This is a genomic window from Delftia acidovorans NBRC 14950, from assembly GCF_001598795.1.
Taxonomy (GTDB): domain Bacteria; phylum Pseudomonadota; class Gammaproteobacteria; order Burkholderiales; family Burkholderiaceae_C; genus Comamonas; species Comamonas acidovorans.
Genome location: NZ_BCZP01000004.1, coordinates 171,026 through 190,081 on the forward strand (window position 1 = coordinate 171,026; position 19,056 = coordinate 190,081).

At 68.2% G+C, this 19,056-nt stretch carries 18 protein-coding genes; 10 read left to right on the plus strand and 8 right to left on the minus strand.

The window, feature by feature from the left end:
• The first annotated feature begins 159 nt into the window (after positions 1 to 159).
• Both DA1_RS06870 and hutT read left to right on the plus strand, forming a co-directional pair.
• The gene (locus tag DA1_RS06870) at positions 160 to 663 is read left to right on the plus strand and encodes a flavin reductase family protein (RefSeq protein WP_012202035.1); all 504 of its coding nucleotides are present in this window, start codon (positions 160 to 162) and stop codon (positions 661 to 663) included.
• 209 nt (positions 664 to 872) lie between these two features.
• Entirely contained in the window at positions 873 to 2,306 is a 1,434-nt protein-coding gene (gene hutT, locus DA1_RS06875; protein WP_034397568.1) for an L-histidine transporter HutT, read from the plus strand.
• Here the strand turns inward: hutT and DA1_RS06880 are convergent.
• Entirely contained in the window at positions 2,303 to 3,493 is a 1,191-nt protein-coding gene (locus tag DA1_RS06880; protein WP_034399037.1) for a DUF5666 domain-containing protein, read from the minus strand. The two genes, hutT and DA1_RS06880, sit on opposite strands and share 4 nt — an antisense overlap.
• Positions 3,494 to 3,641: 148 nt before the next feature.
• Between DA1_RS06880 and DA1_RS06885 the strand changes: the two genes are divergently transcribed.
• Genes DA1_RS06885 through DA1_RS06895 form a run of 3 tightly spaced genes read left to right on the plus strand, consistent with a single transcriptional unit; the run spans position 3,642 to position 6,359 of the window.
• Positions 3,642 to 4,352, plus strand: a complete 711-nt coding sequence (locus tag DA1_RS06885) for a PepSY domain-containing protein (protein ID WP_224986229.1) — start codon at positions 3,642 to 3,644, stop codon at positions 4,350 to 4,352.
• Positions 4,352 to 5,032 (plus strand): response regulator transcription factor, encoded by a 681-nt coding sequence (locus DA1_RS06890; protein WP_034397565.1) that lies wholly within the window; start codon positions 4,352 to 4,354, stop codon positions 5,030 to 5,032. The genes DA1_RS06885 and DA1_RS06890 overlap by 1 nt, the downstream gene beginning before the upstream one ends.
• Positions 5,022 to 6,359 carry a sensor histidine kinase gene (locus tag DA1_RS06895; protein WP_034397564.1) on the plus strand — a complete coding sequence of 446 codons (1,338 nt, stop codon included), beginning with the start codon at positions 5,022 to 5,024 and terminating at the stop codon, positions 6,357 to 6,359. The genes DA1_RS06890 and DA1_RS06895 overlap by 11 nt, the downstream gene beginning before the upstream one ends.
• Before the next feature lie 19 nt (positions 6,360 to 6,378).
• Here DA1_RS06895 and minE read toward each other — a convergent pair whose 3' ends face one another.
• From minE to DA1_RS06930, 7 genes are all read right to left on the minus strand, one after another.
• On the minus strand, positions 6,379 to 6,642 hold the full coding sequence (gene minE / locus DA1_RS06900; protein WP_012202033.1) for a cell division topological specificity factor MinE: 264 nt from the start codon (positions 6,640 to 6,642) through the stop codon (positions 6,379 to 6,381).
• A gap of 6 nt (positions 6,643 to 6,648) precedes the next feature.
• Entirely contained in the window at positions 6,649 to 7,461 is an 813-nt protein-coding gene (gene minD, locus DA1_RS06905) for a septum site-determining protein MinD (protein WP_034397563.1), read from the minus strand.
• A 49-nt stretch (positions 7,462 to 7,510) separates the two neighbouring features.
• Positions 7,511 to 8,257, minus strand: coding sequence for a septum site-determining protein MinC (gene minC, locus DA1_RS06910; protein WP_034397562.1), 747 nt, complete (start codon positions 8,255 to 8,257; stop codon positions 7,511 to 7,513).
• 168 nt (positions 8,258 to 8,425) lie between these two features.
• Positions 8,426 to 9,214 carry a crotonase/enoyl-CoA hydratase family protein gene (locus tag DA1_RS06915; RefSeq protein WP_034397561.1) on the minus strand — a complete coding sequence of 263 codons (789 nt, stop codon included), beginning with the start codon at positions 9,212 to 9,214 and terminating at the stop codon, positions 8,426 to 8,428.
• 24 nt (positions 9,215 to 9,238) lie between these two features.
• The gene (locus DA1_RS06920) at positions 9,239 to 10,255 is read right to left on the minus strand and encodes an acyl-CoA dehydrogenase family protein (protein WP_034397560.1); all 1,017 of its coding nucleotides are present in this window, start codon (positions 10,253 to 10,255) and stop codon (positions 9,239 to 9,241) included.
• Positions 10,256 to 10,339: 84 nt separating this feature from the next.
• Positions 10,340 to 11,497, minus strand: coding sequence for an acyl-CoA dehydrogenase family protein (locus DA1_RS06925; protein ID WP_034397559.1), 1,158 nt, complete (start codon positions 11,495 to 11,497; stop codon positions 10,340 to 10,342).
• Between the two features lie 88 nt (positions 11,498 to 11,585).
• Positions 11,586 to 13,649 carry an acetoacetate--CoA ligase gene (locus DA1_RS06930; RefSeq protein WP_034397558.1) on the minus strand — a complete coding sequence of 688 codons (2,064 nt, stop codon included), beginning with the start codon at positions 13,647 to 13,649 and terminating at the stop codon, positions 11,586 to 11,588.
• A 195-nt stretch (positions 13,650 to 13,844) separates the two neighbouring features.
• Here DA1_RS06930 and DA1_RS06935 point away from each other — a divergent pair, with 195 nt between their 5' ends.
• The 5 genes from DA1_RS06935 to DA1_RS06955 all read left to right on the plus strand — a co-directional run bounded on the left by DA1_RS06935 (position 13,845) and on the right by DA1_RS06955 (position 19,045).
• Positions 13,845 to 15,152 (plus strand): solute carrier family 23 protein, encoded by a 1,308-nt coding sequence (locus DA1_RS06935; protein WP_012202026.1) that lies wholly within the window; start codon positions 13,845 to 13,847, stop codon positions 15,150 to 15,152.
• Between the two features lie 207 nt (positions 15,153 to 15,359).
• Positions 15,360 to 16,874: a succinyl-CoA:acetate CoA-transferase ScpC gene (gene scpC / locus DA1_RS06940; protein ID WP_034397557.1), complete on the plus strand. Its 1,515-nt coding sequence runs from the start codon at positions 15,360 to 15,362 to the stop codon at positions 16,872 to 16,874.
• A 130-nt stretch (positions 16,875 to 17,004) separates the two neighbouring features.
• Positions 17,005 to 17,478, plus strand: a complete 474-nt coding sequence (locus tag DA1_RS06945) for a hotdog fold thioesterase (protein WP_012202024.1) — start codon at positions 17,005 to 17,007, stop codon at positions 17,476 to 17,478.
• Between the two features lie 107 nt (positions 17,479 to 17,585).
• The gene (locus DA1_RS06950; RefSeq protein WP_034397556.1) at positions 17,586 to 18,203 is read left to right on the plus strand and encodes a type IV toxin-antitoxin system AbiEi family antitoxin domain-containing protein; all 618 of its coding nucleotides are present in this window, start codon (positions 17,586 to 17,588) and stop codon (positions 18,201 to 18,203) included.
• Positions 18,200 to 19,045, plus strand: coding sequence for a nucleotidyl transferase AbiEii/AbiGii toxin family protein (locus DA1_RS06955; RefSeq protein ID WP_034397555.1), 846 nt, complete (start codon positions 18,200 to 18,202; stop codon positions 19,043 to 19,045). The genes DA1_RS06950 and DA1_RS06955 overlap by 4 nt, the downstream gene beginning before the upstream one ends.
• Positions 19,046 to 19,056: the final 11 nt, after the last annotated feature.

Consider the following 19,056-nt stretch of genomic DNA (forward strand, 5'->3'; position numbering starts at 1 on the left):
CCTGGCAGAGGCCCCATCGGCCGCTTCTGCCGGCATCCGCACCCATAATGCGAGGTTGCTGCCCGGCTCCGGGCGCCCGTCCCAAACGCTGCAGCCCTGCTGCGGCCTTGCTGCCGCCTGGTTCTTGCACCCGTGAATTCCGCACTGCCTTCCGCCGCCATGGCCGCCCTGCCTCCACAGTCCCCGTTCTCGTCGCGCGAGTTCCGCGACGCGCTGGGCCAGTTCGCCACGGGCGTGACCATCGTCACCGCACGCAGCCCGCAGGGCCATCCGGTGGGCGTCACCGTGAGCTCGTTCAACTCCGTCTCGCTCACGCCTCCGCTGGTGCTGTGGAGCATGGCGCTGTCGGCGGCCTCGCTGCCCGTGTTCCAGCATTGCTCGCACTACGCCATCCACGTGCTGTCGGCCTCGCAAAAGCCCCTGGCCGAGCTGTTCGCGCGCAAGGGCGTGGACCGCTTCGCCAACACCGCCTGGCGCAGCTCGGCCCAGGGCGTGCCGCTGCTGTCCGAAGCCACCACCGTCTTCGAGTGCCGCAACCGCCATCGCCATGAAGAGGGCGACCATGTGATCTTCATCGGCGAGGTCGAGCAGTGCAGCCACCAGGCCGGCCACACGCCGCTGCTGTACCACGCAGGCCGCATGCACACGGGCGGCCTGGGCTGAGCCCGGGCCCGCGGCAGCACTCTCGTCGCCTCTTTCGGCGGCTCCCCCATTCCCGTTCCTTCCCGCCTCCGGGTAATCCCCGGTCCGGGAAATCGGTGTCTGCGCATATTGTATATACAGGCTTATACATCTGATCGCAGACCCATCCGCAGGCTGATGAAGCCTGTGGGTGCGGCAGCCATTTCACCAATGACGGGGGGAGACAGCGCATGAGTTCACCATCTGCAGGCAGCCTGCACCGAGGGCTGTCGGCCCGCCATATCCGCTTCATGGCACTGGGCTCGGCCATAGGCACGGGGCTGTTCTACGGCTCGGCCAAGGCCATACAGCAGGCAGGCCCCTCGGTGCTGATCGCCTACCTGCTGGCGGGCGCGGCGGTCTACATGGTGATGCGCGCGCTGGGCGAGATGGCCGTGCACAACCCCGTGCCCGGCTCCTTCGGCCAGTACGCCAGCGACTACCTGGGGCCGCTCGCCGGCTTCGTCACGGGCTGGACCTATACCTTCGAGATGGTCATCGTCTGCCTGGCCGACGTGACGGCCTTCGGCATCTACATGGGCTTCTGGTTTCCAGAGGTGCCGCGCTGGATCTGGGTGCTGTCCATCGTCTGCTTCATCGGCGCGCTCAACCTGTGCTCGGTCAAGGTGTTCGGTGAGATGGAGTTCTGGCTGTCCCTGCTGAAGGTGGCGGCCATCATCGCCATGATCGGCGGCGGCCTGGGCATCATGGTGTTCGGCTTCGGCATGGCGGCCGACCAGGCGCCGACCGGCGTGCAGAACCTGTGGGTGCACGGCGGCTTCATGCCCCATGGCGTCTCGGGGCTGATCGCCTCGCTGGCGGTGGTGGTGTTCGCCTTCGGGGGCATCGAGATCATCGGCATCTCGGCCGGCGAGGCCAAGGACCCGGCGCGCGTGATCCCGCGCGCCATCAACGCCGTGCCGCTGCGCATCCTGCTGTTCTACGTGCTCACGCTGTTCGTGCTGATGAGCATCTTCCCCTGGCCGCAGATCGGCAGCCAGGGCAGCCCCTTCGTGCAGATCTTCAGCGGCCTGGGCATTTCCTCGGCCGCCACCATCCTCAACATCGTGGTGATCTCGGCGGCCGTGTCGGCCATCAACAGCGACATCTTCGGTGCCGGCCGCATGCTGTACGGCATGGCGCACCAGGGCCAGGCCCCCGCCGGCTTCGGCCGTGTCTCGCGCCATGGCGTGCCCTGGATGACGGTGGTGGTGATGGCCGTGGCGCTGCTGGCCGGCGTGGCGCTGAACTACCTGATCCCCGAGGACGTGTTCCTGCTGATCGCCTCCATCGCCACCTTCGCCACGGTCTGGGTCTGGCTGATGATCCTGCTGTCGCAGTTCGCGGCGCGGCGCCGCATGAGCCCGCAGCAGGTGGCCGCGCTGAAGTTCCCGGTCCCGCTGTGGCCCGCCGCGCCGCTGGCGGCCATCGGCTTCATGCTGCTGGTGCTGGGCGTGCTCGGCTACTTCCCCCATACCCGTGCAGCCCTGGTCGTGGGCGGCCTGTGGATCGTGCTGCTGGGCGCCGCCTACCTGCTGTGGGTGCGCCCCGCCGCCGCGCGTGCGCAGAGCGAGGCGATGCGGCCTGCGGCGAACGCGAACCACACTAGTGTGTACAGGCCTTAGTCGAACTCGACCTCGGTGGCCACCACCATCGCGCCATCGACCGAGAGCCGGCCCTTGACCTCGACCACGCGCCCCACGGCAATTTGGGCAGCGCTGCCATCCTCGAAGCGCGCATTGCGATAGTCCACGCGCACGCCGCGCAGCTCGAAGATGCCGGCCAGGCTGTCGACAGCGGTGATGCGACCCTCGATCTCGAAGCCATCGTCACTGTCCAGCCGCAGCTTGCGCTCGACCTCGGAGGCGCGAAGCACCCCGTCCTGGAACATGCCCTCGACCTCGACCAGGTCGCCCACGGCAAGGCCGGCGGGCAGGCGTGTGGCGCTGCCCGCGTCCACGCTCAGGCCGTCCACGACGAAGCGGGTCGGCGAGTCCATGCGGGTGATATGGCCGGTGACGTCGGCCTCCACGCCCGCCTGTTCGGGCAGCGTGGGACGCTGCACCGACAGTGCGGTGGCCACCCACAGGCCGGCGGCATCGGGCTGGCGCGCCAGGCGCAGGCTGACCACGTCGCCGGCAGCCAGCGCGGCGGCAACCTGCACGCCGCTCCAGTTGACGACGGCCTCGCCGATGCGCAGGGTGCGGCGCGACGCGTCAACGGCATCGACAGGCGCGCGCAGGCGCCAGGGCTCGTCGGCGTCATCCTCGATCTCGATGCGGCTGGCAAGAATGCGGCCCTGCGCATCGCGCAGGCCGTGGACTTCCAGCACACGGCCGACCTGCAGCGCCGCCGCGCGGCCGTCCTCGAACACCGTGGCCGCATCGACGATCACGGTCTGGCCCAGTACGGTCAGCCGGTCGCCCACGACCGCGCTCAACGGACCTTCCAGATCGCTGCGCACAAGAATCTGGCGGGCCATGGCGCGCGCCACACCATCGCTGCCGGTGGTCACGGGGTCGGCCGTGACATGGACCGCCATGCCCAGCTTGAGCGCATCGCTGGCCAGCAGGACGCCATCGCCATCGGTGATCCGGGCCTGGCGCTCGTCATACCGCACCCCATTGACCAGGATGGAGCCGAAGCCGTCAATGGTGCCCGACGCATAGCTGGCGCTGGGAGTGACCGGCGTGGGGGAGGGCTTGTCAGCCCCACCGCCGCAGGCGGCCAGCAGCACGGACAGCGAGAGCGCGCCAGCGCCCAGGACCCGGTGCAATGGCGGGGCAGAGCGGGAAAAGCGAAGAAAATGCATGGTGTTCGATGCCAGAAAGAAACAGATGAAAAGGCACCGCGGCGGGGCCATCGGTGCAACCGCCTGCAGTGTCGGCAAAGGCGCCTAAACCGCGCATGAATGGCGCGTTCATGCACTGTTTAAGAACGTGCACATAAGATGCGTGGCCGTGAAACTCCGCCTCGCACTTGCTGCCTTGCTGGCCTTGCCGCTGGCGCCCGCCTCTGCCACCACGCCAGCGGAGCATGAAAGCGTGCGCCGCGAGGTGCAGTCGAAGCGCCTGCGGCCCTTGGCGGAAATCCTCCAGGACGTGCAGCAGCGCCACAAAGGGCGCGTCATCGACATCGAACTCGAGCGCGGCGCCGACGGCCGGCGCTGGTACGAAATCAAGCTCGCCAATGGCCAGCGCACGGAGATCTATATCGATGCAGTCACGGGACAGGACATCCCCCGGCCGGGCGCGACCACCGCCGTGCTGATACCCATGTCCGCCGTGGCGGCAGCCGTCACCCGCTTGCATCCCGGCACCGTGCTGCAGATCGAGCTGGAGGAAACGCGCAGCCCCAGGCCCTACTACGAGATCCAGCTGCTCACGCGCGAAGGCCGTGAGCAGCTGCTGCGCGCCGACGCCCAGACGGGCCGCATCCTGGTGGAGCCTGTCCTGAGCCGGGAGCAGGCCGCCACGCTGCAACCGCTGCCGCGAATTCTTGAGGAACTGGAGCGCAAGTACCAGGCCCGCGCCACAGAGGCCGAGCTCAAGATCGACGTCCGGCAGCGCGCCTACTACGAGGTCGAGTTGCAGCTGAGCGCCGGCCGCAGCATCGAAGTGCATGTGGATGCGTACAGCGGCCAGCCCATCGAAGAGGACGGACTGCGCTGATGCGGGTGCTCATCGTCGAAGACGACGCCGATCTTGCTGCAGGCCTGCAGGCCATCCTGCAGGAGGCCGGCATGCTGGCCGAGTGCTGCGCGGACGGCCGCCTCGCCCAGGAACTGGGCAGCGTCGAACACTATGACGCCGCCTTGCTGGACCTGGGGCTGCCAGGACAGGACGGCGTCTCGGTGCTGCGCCATTGGCGCGAGCAGGGCCGCTCCTTTCCCGTGCTGGTGCTCACGGCCCGCAACCGCTGGAGCGACAAGCTCACGGCCTTCCAGGCCGGCGCAGACGACTACCTGACCAAGCCCTTTCTGCACGAGGAGGTCGTCACGCGGCTGCGCGTGCTGCACCGGCGCGCAGCAGGCGGCAGCCGGCCCCTGGTGCAGATAGGCCCGCTGGCCTACGACACCATGGCAGACCGCTTCACGCTCGAAGGACGGCCGCTTGCGCTGACCGCGCAGGAGCAACGCATCCTGAGCTTTCTGACCAACCGGCATGGACAGCTCGTCAGCCGCGCCGACATCAGCGAGCACGTCTACGCACGCGACCTGGACCCGGACTCCAACACCGTGGACGTGCTGGTCGGCCGCATCCGCAGCAAACTGTCCCCGCATGGCCTGATCCATACCGAGCGCGGACGGGGCTTTCGCCTGCAGCAGGCCAGCGGCGACCATGCGTCCTAGGCACTGGGGCCTGTCGGAGCGCCTGCTGGCACTGAGCCTGGTGGCCACGCTGGCCTGCGGCACGGCCGCCAGCTGGCTGCTGCGCGAGCAGTTGCACGACGCGGTGCTGCGCAGCTTCAAGGCCGGCCTGCAGGACCGTGCCGAACGGCTGCAGGCCGAGCTGCAGTCCCCTGGGCCCCTGACCGGACAGGGCACGCGGCTCAATCGCGGCGAGTTCGGCCGCATTTTCTCGGGCTGGTACTGGACACTGGAGCAGGACGGGCGGATGCAGCAGTCGCGCTCGGTCTGGGACGACAGCCTGGAGCTGGACGACGCCCGTCCCTGGCCCCGGCACAAGGGCAGCGAGACGCTGCTGTCGCTGCGCGGGCCGCAGGGGCGCGAACTGCTGGGCCTGCGCCGCAGCTTCGATGTCGCGGGCAGGCGCGTGCAGTTGCATGTCTTCGGCCCGCTGGACGGTACGCGCCAGGAATGGCGCCGCATCGACCGCATCCTGCTGGTCACCGAGCTGGGCCTGGTCGCCGCGCTGCTGCTGTGCACGGTGGCGCTGGTGCGCCTGGGATTGCAGCCGCTGCGCAGCCTGCAGCAGGCGCTGCAGGACATGGAAGACGGCACACGCACGCAGCTGGGGCGGCACTTCGGCCCCGACCTGGACCCGATTGCCGAGGCCGTGGACCAGGTGCTGCAGCGCAATGCCCAGGTCGTGGAGCGCGCGCGCCACCAGGCGGCCGACCTGAGCCATGCGCTCAAGAAGCCGCTGGCCGTGCTCGGCATCCAGGCACGCGGCCATCAGGTCGATGGCCCGTGGCTGCGTGACCAGGTACAGGCCATGTCCCACACCATCGACCGCCATCTGGCGCGCTTCGCCAGCGGCGCCGGCAGCGCCGGCAGCGTGGCGCTGGATGAGGTGCTGGCCCGGCTGCTGGATGCCATGCGCCAGATCCACGCCCAGCGGCGCCTGTCCTGGTCCATCCAGACCTCCACGCCGCTGCCCGGCCATGGGCTGCGCTGGCGCGGCGCGGCCTCGGACCTGGAGGAGATGGCGGGAAACCTGCTGGACAACGCCGGCAAGTGGGCACGCAGCCGCGTCACGCTGACCGTATGCCAGGATGGCACGACGACGCTGCTGCAGATCGATGACGACGGCCCAGGCCTGGCGCCGGAGCATCTTGCGCAGGCCATGGAACGCGGTGTCCGCTTCGACGAACAGGCCCAGGGCCACGGCCTGGGCCTGGCCATCGTGCGCGACATCGCCGAGACCTATGGTGGATCGCTGGAGATGGGGCCGAGCCCGCTGGGCGGGTTGCGCTGCACGCTGCGCCTGGGCTGAGCACAGCGCCGGGCGGCGCTCAGCGCGAGGCGTCGGGCAGTTCGATCTTGACTTCGAGCACTTCCAGGTTTTCCTGGCGCTCCAGGTGCACCTTGATGTCGTTGACGTCGATGTCCACGTACTTGGAGATCACCGCCATCAGCTCCTTTTGCAGCGCAGGCAGGTAGTCGGGACCGCCGCCGTTGCCGCCCACGCGTTCGCGCGCGAGGATGATCTGCAGGCGCTCCTTGGCCACCGAGGCCGTCTTCTTCTTTTCTCCGAGCAGGAAAGAGAGCATGGACATGGCCGCTTACCTCCCCCCGAACATGCGTTTGAAGAAGCCGGGCTTTTGCGCTTCGGTGAAGCGCATGGGCTTTTCCTCGCCCAGGAAGCGCGCGACCACGTCCTGGTAGGCCTCGGCCACGTCCGAGCCCTGCATGTGCACGGCGGGAATGCCCTGGTTGGAGGCCTGCAGCACGGTTTCGGATTCGGGCACGACGCCGATCAGCTCGATGCGCAGGATGTCCTGGATGTCCTCCAGCGACAGCATCTGGCCGTCCTGCACGCGGTTGGGGTTGTAGCGCGTGATCAGCAGGTGTTCCTTGACGCTCTCGCCCGCAATGGCGCGCGCGGTCTTGGAGCTGAGCATGCCCAGGATGCGGTCGGAGTCGCGCACGGAGGAGACTTCCGGGTTGGTCACGACCAGGGCCTCGTCGGCGAAGTGCATGGCGATCAGCGCGCCGCTTTCGATGCCGGCCGGCGAGTCGCAGATGATGTACTCGAAGTCCATGCCCGACAGGTCGTCCAGGATCTTCTTGACGCCGTCCTGCGTCAGCGCATCCTTGTCACGCGTCTGGGAGGCGGCCAGCACGAAGAGGTTGTCGCACTGCTTGTCCTTGATCAGGGCCTGGTTGAGGTTGGCCTCGCCCTGGATGACGTTGATCAGGTCGTAGACCACGCGGCGCTCGCAGCCCATGATGAGGTCCAGGTTGCGCAGGCCCACGTCGAAATCGATGACGGCGGTCTTGTGCCCGCGCAATGCGAGGCCCGATGCGAAGCTGGCACTGGTGGTGGTCTTGCCCACGCCACCCTTGCCGGAGGTCACGACGACTATTTTGGCCATGTTTGCACGGTTCCTTAAAGACTGGAGAGCAAAGAAGAGGGGTCCGGTGTCATACCGGCTCGATGAGGATTTTCTCGCCGTCGAGACGCACCTTGGCGGGCCTGGCAGCCACGTCCGCTGGGAGATCGGTCTCGATTGTGCGATAGATGCCGGCAATCGACAGCAGCTGTGCTTCCATGCAGGTGCTGAAGATGCGCGCCTCGGTGTTGCCGCGTGCCCCGGCGATGGCCCTGCCGCGCAGCGGCGCGTAGACATGGACGTTGCCGTCGGCGATGACTTCGGCACCATAGCTGACCATGGCCAGCACCACGATGTCGGTGCCGCGCGCATAGACGCGCTGGCCCGAGCGCAGCGGCTTGTCCACGATGAGGGCGTCGGCCTGGGGAGCAGGCACCTCGCGCACCACCTCGATCTCGCGCACGACCTCCTGGATCTCGATCTCGGGCACCGTGGGCCGCACGGGTGCGGCCTCGGGCGCGGGCGCCAGGCCTGCGGCACGCGCCGCCTCCATCTGGGCGGGGCTGCCGCCGCGCACGGCCACGGGCACGGTGCGGTGAAAGCGCAGCGCCTCCACGAGCACGGCGAAGTCGATGGCCTCCTCGGCATCACGCACATGGGCCAGGTCGATCAGTACGGGGTCGTTGTCGAAGAAATCCGGGTCGTCGGCCAGGCGCTGGGCCAGGTCGGCCACGAGCGCACGTACGTCGGTATCCCGCAGGGCCACGGCCACCACGGGCAGCTGCGCGCTCTTGAGGTCGAAGCTGGGGCGGGCAGTACTCGTCGTTTCAACGGCCATGGGACTGGGAGTGCGGTGGATGGGAGAGTTGCCTCTCGACGCGCAAAGTGTACTGTGTGCGCAGTACATGGGCGCCCACTCCCGCCGGGAGGCCGGCACCGGGGAGTGTCCATTTGTGTTGTGTCACACACGGCCCATGCCCCCGTGGCGGGGGCCGGGCGGGCCCGGTCACTGAAACCGGGGCTTACGCTTCTCCACGAAAGCCATCACGGCCTCGCGGTGGTCGGCGGTCTTGTGGGCCAGGGCCTGGTAGCCGGCGGACAGCTCCAGCAGCGACTCCAGCGTGCTGTGCTCGCCCTCGCGCAGCAGGCGCTTGGTCATGCGCATCACGGCGCCGGGGTTGGCGGCGATCTTGTCGGCCAGCTCGCGCGCCGTGGGCAGCAGCTGGTCGGCGGGCACGACGCGGCTGACCAGGCCGCAGGCCAGGGCCTGCTGCGCGTCAATGGCCTCGCCCGTGAATGCCATCTCGGCCGCCTTGGCGCGGCCCACGGCGCGCGGCAGCAGCCAGGCGCCCCCGTCGCCCGGCACGATGCCCACGCGCACGAAGCTCTCGGCAAAGGTGGCCGTCTCGCTGGCGATGCGGATGTCGCACATGCAGGTCAGGTCCAGCCCCGCGCCGATGGCCGGGCCGTTGACGGCGCAGATCACGGGCACGTCCAGCTGGTTGAGGGCACGCGGAATGCGCTGTATGCCCTGGCGGTACTCCTCGCGGATGGCGTCGGGCGTGAGCGCGTCGTCGAAGAAGCGCTGCATGTCCTTGACGTTGCCACCCGAGCTGAAGATGGGGCCGGCGCCCGTGAGGATGACGGCCTTGACCGAGGCGTCGCGCCGGATCTCGTCGCAGACCTGCACGAATTCCTCCACGGCCGTGTTGCCCGTGAGCGCATTGCGCGTCTCGGGCTGGTTCATGGTGAGGGTCCAGATGGCGCCGTCGCGGGCGATGTTCAGAAAGGACATGGAGAAGACTCCTTGAGCAAGGGTTTATGCGGTGATGTCGGTGGTCGAACGGATCAGGTCCAGCGTGCTGCCCGCGTGGCCATGGACCAGCGCGGCGCCTGCCACACCGTGCCAGTACGACTCGGAGCCGGCCGTCTGGCGCCAGGCATGCAGGCGGCGCGTGAACAGTTGCAGGTCGTATTCCTCGGTAAAGCCCATGGCGCCGTGGATGGCGTGGGCCGCCTCGGCCACGGCCAGCGCGGCCTGGCTGCAGCGCGCCTTGGCCACGGCCACGCGCAGCCGATCGGGGAAGATGCCCTGCCCCGCGCAACCCAGCCGGGCCGCCATGCGCGCGGCGAAGACATGCTCGCTCATCACCGCCAGCTGGTGCTGTATGGCCTGGAACTTGCCGATGGGGCGGCCGAACTGCTGGCGCTCGTTCGCGTACTGCAGCGTGCGCTGGAACACCTCCATGAGCGCGCCCGCCAGCTGCGCCGCCACCAGGCCGGCCTGCAGCGTGCGCAGGTCCAGCCCACCCGGCAGGGCGATAGCGGGAGCAGGTGCTGCGCGGACCTGATCGGCGCTCCAGCGCAGGTTCACGTCCAGGCAGAAGGCCGCCGGCTCGGACTGCGCCTGCGCCACGGGCAGCAGGCTCCAGCCCTGCGCATGCTGCACCAGCGCGCTGTCCGCCACCGCGCCCAGGCCCACGGGTTCGCAGTGCAGGCTGCCATCCGGCTGGAGCAGGCCTTGCGCCAACGCGATGGCGCCTGGTGGACGCTCCGCCCCCGCGCCAGCCAGCAGCGCGCGCGCCAGCATGGTTTCACCCAGCGGCACGGGCAGCGCATGGGCGCCGGCCTGCGACCACACATCGAACAGCTGCGCCAGCGCCAGCCCCGCGCCGCCCGCGTGCTCGGGCACCAGGGCATCGGCAAAGCCGGCCTGCTCCAGCGATTGCCACAGCGCCCGGGGCGAGCCCCCGGCCTCGATGGCGCGCACCCGCGCGGGCGTGCACTCGCCCTGCAGCAACTGGCGTGCGGCGTCGGCAAACAAATCGTCTTCCATGTCTCTCTCCATTCATGACACATGACGCCAGGCCTTGGGCGTTCCGTTTGAAACTGGCGCGCCCCAACTCAGGGGGAACCTTATTCAACGCAGGCCGAGGCCACGCGCGATCATTCCGCGCAGGATGTCGCGCGTGCCGCCGCGCAGCGAATACGAAGGCGCAACCTCCGTCACGTAGTTGAGGGTGCGCAGCAGCTCCAGCGGAACCTCGGACGCCTCGCGTGCGAACAGGTCGTCGGCGATGGCGGCGGGAATGGACTGCTCCAGCGTCGTGCCCAGCTCCTTGACCAGGGCCGCCTCGACGATGGGGCTTTCGCCGCGCACCAGCTTGTCCTGCACGGCCACCGACATGGCGCGCAGCGGGGCCAGCTCGGTGAACACGCGGCCGGCCAGGCGCAGCGCGCCTTCGCTGCGCTCGCCCGTTGCACGCAGCCAGGCCAGCCATTCGTCGAACAGCACGATGCTGGAGAACAGCCGCTCGGGCCCGCTGCGTTCGAAGGCCAGCTCGGCCGTGACCTGCTCCCAGCCCTGGCCTTCCTGGCCGATCAGGGCGTCGGGCGGCAGCTGCACGTTGTCGAAGAAGACTTCGCAGAAATGGCTGTCGCCCGAGAGGTCGGTGATGGGCCGCACGGTCACGCCCGGCAGCGACAAGTCCACGATGACCTGGGACAGCCCCTTGTGCCGGTCACCCGCCTCGCCCGAGGTGCGCACCAGGGCGATCATGTAGTGGCAGTGGTGGGCGTTGGTGGTCCAAATCTTCTGGCCGTTGAGCACGAAGCCCTTGTCGTTCGGTGCGGCGCGCGTCTTCACGCTGGCCAGGTCCGAGCCCGCGCCGGGCTCGCTCATGCCGATGCAAAAGAAGGCCTCGCCCCGGCAGATGCGCGGCAGGTAGAACCGCTTTTGCGCCTCGGTGCCGTACTTGAGGATCAGCGGGCCGCTCTGGCGGTCGGCAATCCAGTGCGAGCCCACGGGAGCGCCGCAGGCCAAGTATTCCTCCACCAGCACGTAGCGCGTGAAGGCGCTGCGCCCGCCGCCGCCGTACTCGCGCGGCAGGGTGACGCCTATCCAGCCCTTTTCGCCCAGTTGCCGGCTCAGTTCGGCGCTGTAGCCGCCCCAGGAGCGCGCACGCACATGGGGCGGCAGGCCGCTTATGGCCTGGGCGAGGAAGGCGCGCACCTCGGCGCGCAGGGCTTCGTCCTCGGCGGGGATGCGGGTCAGGGCAAGGGAATCAAGCACGCTCATTGCAGGGCTCCATGGTTGGACCCCACTCTAGGCAGCCGGTCTGTCGCAGTCCAATATTAAAAACCGCGCCACTGATACCGTTTGAATATCAGGCAGCCTGTGCCTTGGCATGCTGCGCCGCAAAGCCCACATACCAGTCCAGGCAGCCCGGGTTGGCCATGGCCTCCTTGTTGACCACCTTGTCCAGCGGCTGGCCCAGCATCAGCTTCTTGATGGGCAGCTCCTGCTTCTTGCCGCTGAGCGTGCGCGGGATTTCGGCCACCTGCACGATCTCGTCGGGCACGAAGCGCGGCGACAGGGCCTGGCGGATGGCGCCCTGCAGGCGGGCGCGCAGGGCGTCGTCCAGATCCACGCCCGGGCGCAGCACCACGAACAGCGGCATGTAGCTTTCGCGGCCCAGGTATTCGAGGTCCACGACCATGGAGTCCAGCACTTCGGGCAAGGCCTCGACGGCGCTGTAGATCTCGCTGGTGCCCATGCGCAGGCCGTGGCGGTTGATGGTGGCGTCGCTGCGGCCGTAGATGATGCAGCCGCCCTCCGGGAGGATGCGTATCCAGTCGCCGTGGCGCCAGACCGGGCCCATGGCGGCAGGGCCGTCGCCGCCACCGGGCGCGCGGCCATGGCCGGCCGGGTACATGTCGAAGTAGCTGGACAGGTAGCGCTTGCCGTCCGCATCGCCCCACAGGTACAGAGGCATGGACGGGATGGGCTGGGTGCAGACCAGCTCGCCCACCTCGTCGATGACGGGCTGGCCCTGCTCGTTCCACGCCTCGACGGCCGCGCCCAGCTGGCGGCACTGCATGATGCCCGGCTGCTGGGGCAGCTCGCGGTGGCCGCCGATGAAGGCGCCCGCGAAGTCGGTGCCGCCGGAAATATTGTTCCACCAGATATCAGGCCGCCCCATGCCTGCGAACTGCGCCGTGCCCCAGCTTTGCACCTCGGGCGACAGCGGCGAGCCCGTGGTGCCCAGGCTGCGGATGCGCGACAGGTCGCCGCACTGGGCCAGGTCCACGCCGGCCTTCATGCAGTTGGCGTAGAAGGCCGCGCCCGAGCCGAAGCTGGTCACGCCGGTCTCGGCCGCGAAGCGCCACAGCACGCCCCAGTCGGGCCTGTCCTTGCTGCCGCCGGGGCTGCCGTCGAAGATCACGCAGGTGGTGCCGCCCAGCAGGCCCGAGACCTGGGCATTCCACATCACCCAGCCCGTGGAGCTGTACCAGTGGTAGCGCTCGCCCCAGCTGTTGGGGTGGTAGCTGCAGCCCACGTCGTTGTGCAGGGCCTTGAGCTGCAGGGCCACCAGCACCATGCCGCCATGGCCGTGGACGATGGGCTTGGGCAGGCCGGTGGTGCCGCTGGAGTAGACGATCCACAGCGGGTGGTCGAAGGGCAGCCATTCGGGCTCGAAGGCCGCCGTGGCCGCGTCGTCGCGGGCCGTGACCTGGCCGTAGTCGGCGGCATCGGCCAGGCTGGCCTGCAGGTCCAGGTTGGGCACAAGGACCACATGCTCCACGCTGGGCAGGCCTGCGCGCAGCTCCGCCAGCACGGCCATGCGGTCGATATCGCGCCCGGCGTAGTGCACGCCATCGACGGCGATCAGCGCCTTGGGCGCGATCTGGCGAAAGCGGTCCAGCACCGCGTTGGTGCCCATGTCGGGCGCGCAGATGCTCCAGACGGCGCCCAGGCTGGCCGTGGCCAGCAGGGCGACCATGGCCTCGGGGATGTTGGGCAGGTAGGCGGCCACGCGGTCGCCGCGGCCCACGCCCTGGGCCTTCAGGTGCAGGGCCAGGGCGGCGACCTGGCGGCGCAGCTCGGGCCAGGACAGTTCGCGGTGGCGGCCCGTCTCGTTGCGGCTGACCACGGCGGGCATGCCGGCCGCATGGGCGGCATCCACATGGCGCAGCGCCTGGCGCGTGTAGTTGATCTGGGCACCCGGAAACCACTGGGCGCCGGGCATGGTGTTGCGCTCCAGCACGGCCGTGTGCGGCGTGGGCGACTGCAGCGCGTTGTAGTCCCAGATGCTTTGCCAGAAGGCGTCCAGGTCGGTCACCGACCAGCGCCACAGCGCGTCGTAGCTGTCGAACTGCAGGCCGTGGCGCTCGCGCAGCCAGTCCTGGTACAGGCGGATCTGGGGGATGAAGGCAGGGGTATGGCTCATGACCGGCCACGGTACGCGCGCGCTGCCCGCGAGCCCAGACGGGAAAGCCACTAGCCTGGCACCTGGGCGACAAAGTCTGCGGGCCGGATCGCGTATCTCCGCACAAACACTGGGAAAAAATTTCCGCTTCACCCCACCTGCCAGAAAACAAATGCCTCTAATATCGCGCCAATTTTTTACAAGGAGCGATGCCACATGGGCCTTTTCCAATGGACGGAAAAATCCGCCAACCAGCTGCAACGGGGAGGCGTGATCGGCCCCGATGAGCGCCTGCCCTGGCCACAGACCGGGCTGATGGGCATACAGCACGTGATCGCCATGTTCGGCTCCACCGTGCTGGCGCCCATCCTCATGGGGTTCGACCCCAACGTGGCCGTGCTCATGAGCGGCATCGGCACGCTGATCTTCTTCCTGATCACGGGCGGCAAGGTGCCCAGCTACCTGGGTTCGTCCTTTGCCTTCATCGGCGTGGTGATCGCAGCCACGGCCTATGGCGGCAAGGGTGCCAACGGCAACATCGGCGTGGCGCTGGGCGGCATCATTGCCTGCGGCGCGGTCTATGCGCTGATCGGCCTGGTGGTGCAGATGGTGGGCACGCGCTGGATCGAGCGCTTCATGCCGCCCGTGGTCACGGGCGCCGTGGTGGCCGTGATCGGGCTGAACCTGGCGGCCATCCCCGTCAAGAACATGGCGGCCAACAACTTCGAGTCGTGGATGCAGGCCCTGACCTTCGTCTGCGTGGGCCTGGTGGCCGTGTTCACGCGCGGCATGGTGCAGCGCCTGCTGATCCTGGTGGGCCTGATCGCCGCCAGCCTGCTGTACGGCCTGTTCACCAATGTGCTGGGCATGGGCAAGCCCGTGGACCTGTCGGGCGTGATCAACGCCGCCTGGTTCGGCCTGCCCCAGTTCCACGCGCCCGTGTTCAGCGGCCCAGCCATGGTGCTCATCGTGCCCGTGGTCATCATCCTGGTGGCCGAGAACCTGGGCCACATCAAGGCCGTGACCGCCATGACCGGCAAGAACCTGGACCAGTACATGGGCCGGGCCTTCATCGGCGACGGCGTGGCCACCATGGTCAGCGGCGCCGCCGGCGGCACCGGCGTGACCACCTATGCCGAGAACATCGGCGTGATGGCCGCCACGCGCATCTACTCGACGGCCGTGTTCTTCGTGGCCGCCGTCCTGGCCGTGCTGCTGGGCTTCTCGCCCAAGTTCGGCGCGCTGATCCAGGCGATCCCGCTGCCCGTGATGGGCGGCGTGTCCATCGTGGTGTTCGGCCTGATCGCCGTGGCCGGCGCCAAGATCTGGGTGGACAACCGCGTGGACTTCTCGCAGAACAAGAACCTGATCGTGGCAGCCATCACCCTGATCCTGGGCACGGGCGACTTCACGCTCAAGTTCGGCGACTTCGCGCTGGGCGGCATCGGGACCGCGACTTTCGGCGCCATCATCCTGTACGCGCTGCTGGATCATGCACGCGACGATCAGCCACTGATTCACTGAATGTGAGCACACGCAAACATTCTTTGAGCCTTTGACTGCGCGGCAGGGCCTTTACGGGGAAACCCGAGGGCCCCTGCCAGCGCTGCTACCATCGGTTTCCGGAGATATACCGCCCTTGCGTTCTTGCATGGGGCGGTTTTTTTTAGGCTTGCAAGCCAGCGCTGCGGCACCCTGCCGGCTGGCGCGAGCCGTCAGCCGGAGCCATAGATGTCCCTCGCAGACCGCGTACGTTTCCCAGAATTCCTTTCGCGCACCATGACGGCCGAGCAGGCCGCCGCCCTGATCCCCCACGGCGTCAACGTCGGCATGAGCGGATTCACGGGCGCGGGCTACCCCAAGGCCCTGCCCCAGGCCATCGCCCAGCACGCCAAGAGCGAACACGCGGCCGGCCGGCCCTACAAGATCAATGTCTGGACCGGCGCCTCCACGGCCGCCGAGATGGACGGCGCCCTGGCCGAGGCCGGCGCACTGGGCCAGCGCCTGCCCTTCAACACCGACCCGACCTGCCGCGCCAGGATCAATGCCGGCGAGATCGACTTCATCGACATGCACCTGTCCCACGTGGCCCAGCATGCGTGGTTCGGCTTCCTGGGCCCCATGAGCGTGGCCGTGGTCGAGGTGCTGGGCGTGACCGAGGACGGACGCCTCATCCCCTCCACCGCCGTGGGCAACAACAAGACCTGGCTGGAGATCGCCGACAAGGTGATCCTGGAGGTCAACACCAAGCCGCCGGCCAAGATGGAAGGCATGCACGACATCTACTACGGCACGGCCATCCCGCCGCGCCGCGTGCCCATTGCCCTGACCCATGCCGATGACCGCATCGGCGAGCCCTACCTGCGCGTGGACCCGGCCAAGGTGGTCGCCGTGGTCGAAACCCACAAGGGCGACCGCGACAACGTCTTCGCCCAGCCCGACGCCAACTCCAACCTGATCGCCGCGTCCATCATCGACTTCCTCGCGCACGAGATGAAGATGGGCCGCCTGCCCAAGGAGATGCTGCCCATCCAGTCGGGCGTGGGCAACGTGGCCAACGCCGTGCTGGCCGGCCTGCTGACGGGGCCGTTCGAGAACCTGCTGGGCTTCACCGAGGTCCTGCAGGACGGCATGCTGGACCTGCTGCGCGCGGGCAAGATGAGCCGCGCCTCGGCCACCTCGATCTCGCTGTCCGGCAGCGCCTACAGGGACTTCGAGGAGAACATCGACTTCTACCGCGACCGCATCATCCTGCGCCCCCAGGAGATCAGCAACCACCCCGAGCTGGTGCGCCGGCTGGGCGTGATCGCCATGAACTCCATGATCGAGGCCGACATCTACGGCAACATCAACTCCACCCACGTCATGGGCACGGGGATGATGAACGGCATCGGCGGCTCGGGCGACTTCGCGCGCAACGGCTACCTGTCCTTCTTCGTCACGCCCTCGGTGGCCAAGGGCGGCAAGATCAGCTGCATCGTGCCCATGTGCTCGCACGTGGACCATACCGAGCACGACACGCAGATCATCGTCACCGAGCAGGGCCTGGCCGACCTGCGCGGCCTGTCGCCGCGCAAGCGCGCCCAGGTCATCATCGACCGCTGCGCCCATCCCGACTTCCGTCCCCAGCTGCAAGACTACTTCGACCGCGCCCAGCACCAGGGCGCGCTGCACACGCCGCACATCCTGGGCGAAGCGCTGAGCTGGCACCAGCGCTTTGTCGAAACGGGCGACATGCGCGCCTGAGGCGCGCAAGCGCGCCAGCGCGCAGTCTCCTGGGCTACAGGCAGCCATCGGCATGGCTGCCTGGACTGGCGTAGCATGCAAGGACGGCCCACGGGGCCGTATTTTTCGTTGCACCCACAGGACTTCTCCCATGCCGATCTGGAAGCGCAGCTTCACCCTTGAAGACATCACCTCGCTGAGCGCCGACACGGCCGTCTCGCACCTGGGCATCGAGTTCACCGAGATCGGTGACGACTTCCTGCGCGGCCGCGTGCACGTGGACCAGCGCACCTGCCAGCCCTACGGCATCCTGCACGGCGGCGTGAACGTGGTGCTGGCCGAAACCCTGGGCTCGGTGGCCGCGGCCTGCTCCATCCCCGAAGGCTGGCGCAGCGTGGGCCTGAACGTCTCGGCCAACCATGTACGCGCCGCGCGCCAGGGCTGGGTCACGGGCACGGCCCGCCCCGTGCACCTGGGCCAGACCACCCATGTCTGGGCCATCGAACTGCACGACGAAACCGGCCGCCTGACCTGCACCTGCAGCCTGACCATGGCGCTGCTGCCGCCCACGCATGCGCAGAACGTCAAGCTCGCGGCGCAGCCGCCGGTGGCGGCCCAGCCCTGACCGCTTGATGGACCGAGAACCGTCGCGTTCTCGGTCACGTTGCTGTTGTCCGTTGTATTTCTTCTTCAGTTATTGATAATTGCCTAATCAATACAACAGACTCCGGCATGCCCGCTCCTGGCTCCGCGCTCGAACAAGCCGTTCTGGCACTGGCCGAACAACGGCCGCTGCTGCGCGCACGCGACCTTGCCGCGCTTGGCCTGCCGACCATGGCGCTGAGCCGGCTGGTCGCGGCAGGCCGCCTTGAACGTGTTGCACGCGGCCTGTACAGCCTGCCGGGCCGGCCGCTCAGCGAGCACCGCTCGCTGGCGGAAGTGGCCCTGCGCGTGCCGCAGGGCGTGGTCTGCCTGCTGTCCGCGCTGCGGGTCCACGGCATAGGAACGCAGGCACCCTTCGAGGTGTGGATGGCCATTCCCCATCACTCGCCCACGCCTCGCATAGACCAGCCTGCGTTGCGCGCCATCCGCATGTCCGGTGCGGCACTGTCCGAAGGCGTGGAAACCCTGCAGATCGATGGCGTCGGTGTCGCCGTCTTCAACGCATCGAAGACCGTGGCCGATTGCTTCAAGTACCGCAACAAGATCGGCCTGGATGTGGCGTTGGAAGCACTGCGCGACGGATGGGCACAACGCAAGCTGACGGCCGACGCGCTCTGGCACTACGCCGCCATCGACCGCGTCAGCAATGTGATGCGCCCCTATCTCGAAAGCATCGCCGCATCATGAGCCGCGATATCGCAGCCTCGATCCGTGCACGTTTGAAGCAATGCGCGGACGCCCGCCGGCAGGACTTCAACCTCACGCTCACCCACTATGGCCTGGAGCGCCTGCTGTACCGCCTGTCCATCTCGCCCCATGCAGACAGCTATCTGCTCAAGGGTGCACTGCTGTTTGCCATCTGGTACGAGCAGCCGCACAGGCCGACCCGCGACGCCGATCTGCTGGGCTTTGGCCTGGACGACGTTGACTCGGCGGTGAGCGCTTTCCGCCAGATCTGCCGGATTGCCGTGGACGACGGCATTGCCTTCGATGCCGCGTCGGTGCGTGGAACCGCCATCCGCAAGGAAGCCGGCTATGGCGGAGTACGGATTGACCTGCGCGCCACGCTGGACGGTGCACGCATCACGCTGCAGGTGGACATAGGCTTCGGCGATGCCGTGACACCATCGCCACAAACCATCCGCTACCCCGTGCTGCTCGACGGCCTGCCCGCACCGCAACTGCGCAGCTACCCCAAGTACACCGTGGTGGCCGAAAAACTCCACGCGATATGCCTGCTGGGCATGGCCAATACCCGGATGAAGGACTACTTCGATCTCTGGGTGTTGATGACCGAAGGCACGCTGGACCCTGCCGAACTGCGGCGTGCCACGGCAGCGACCTTCAAACGCCGCCAACTCGCGCTGCCCGCAGGCCTGCCTGCCGGATTGAGCGATGGCTTCAGCAGCGATGCGGCCAAGCAGGCGCAGTGGGCCGCCTTCCTGAAGAAGAACCGGCTTGCAACGCTGGAGCTGGCCCCTGTCGTGGCAAGGCTGCGAGAGGAATTCCAGCAATGCGGCATCTTCTGATGCCGCGTGGA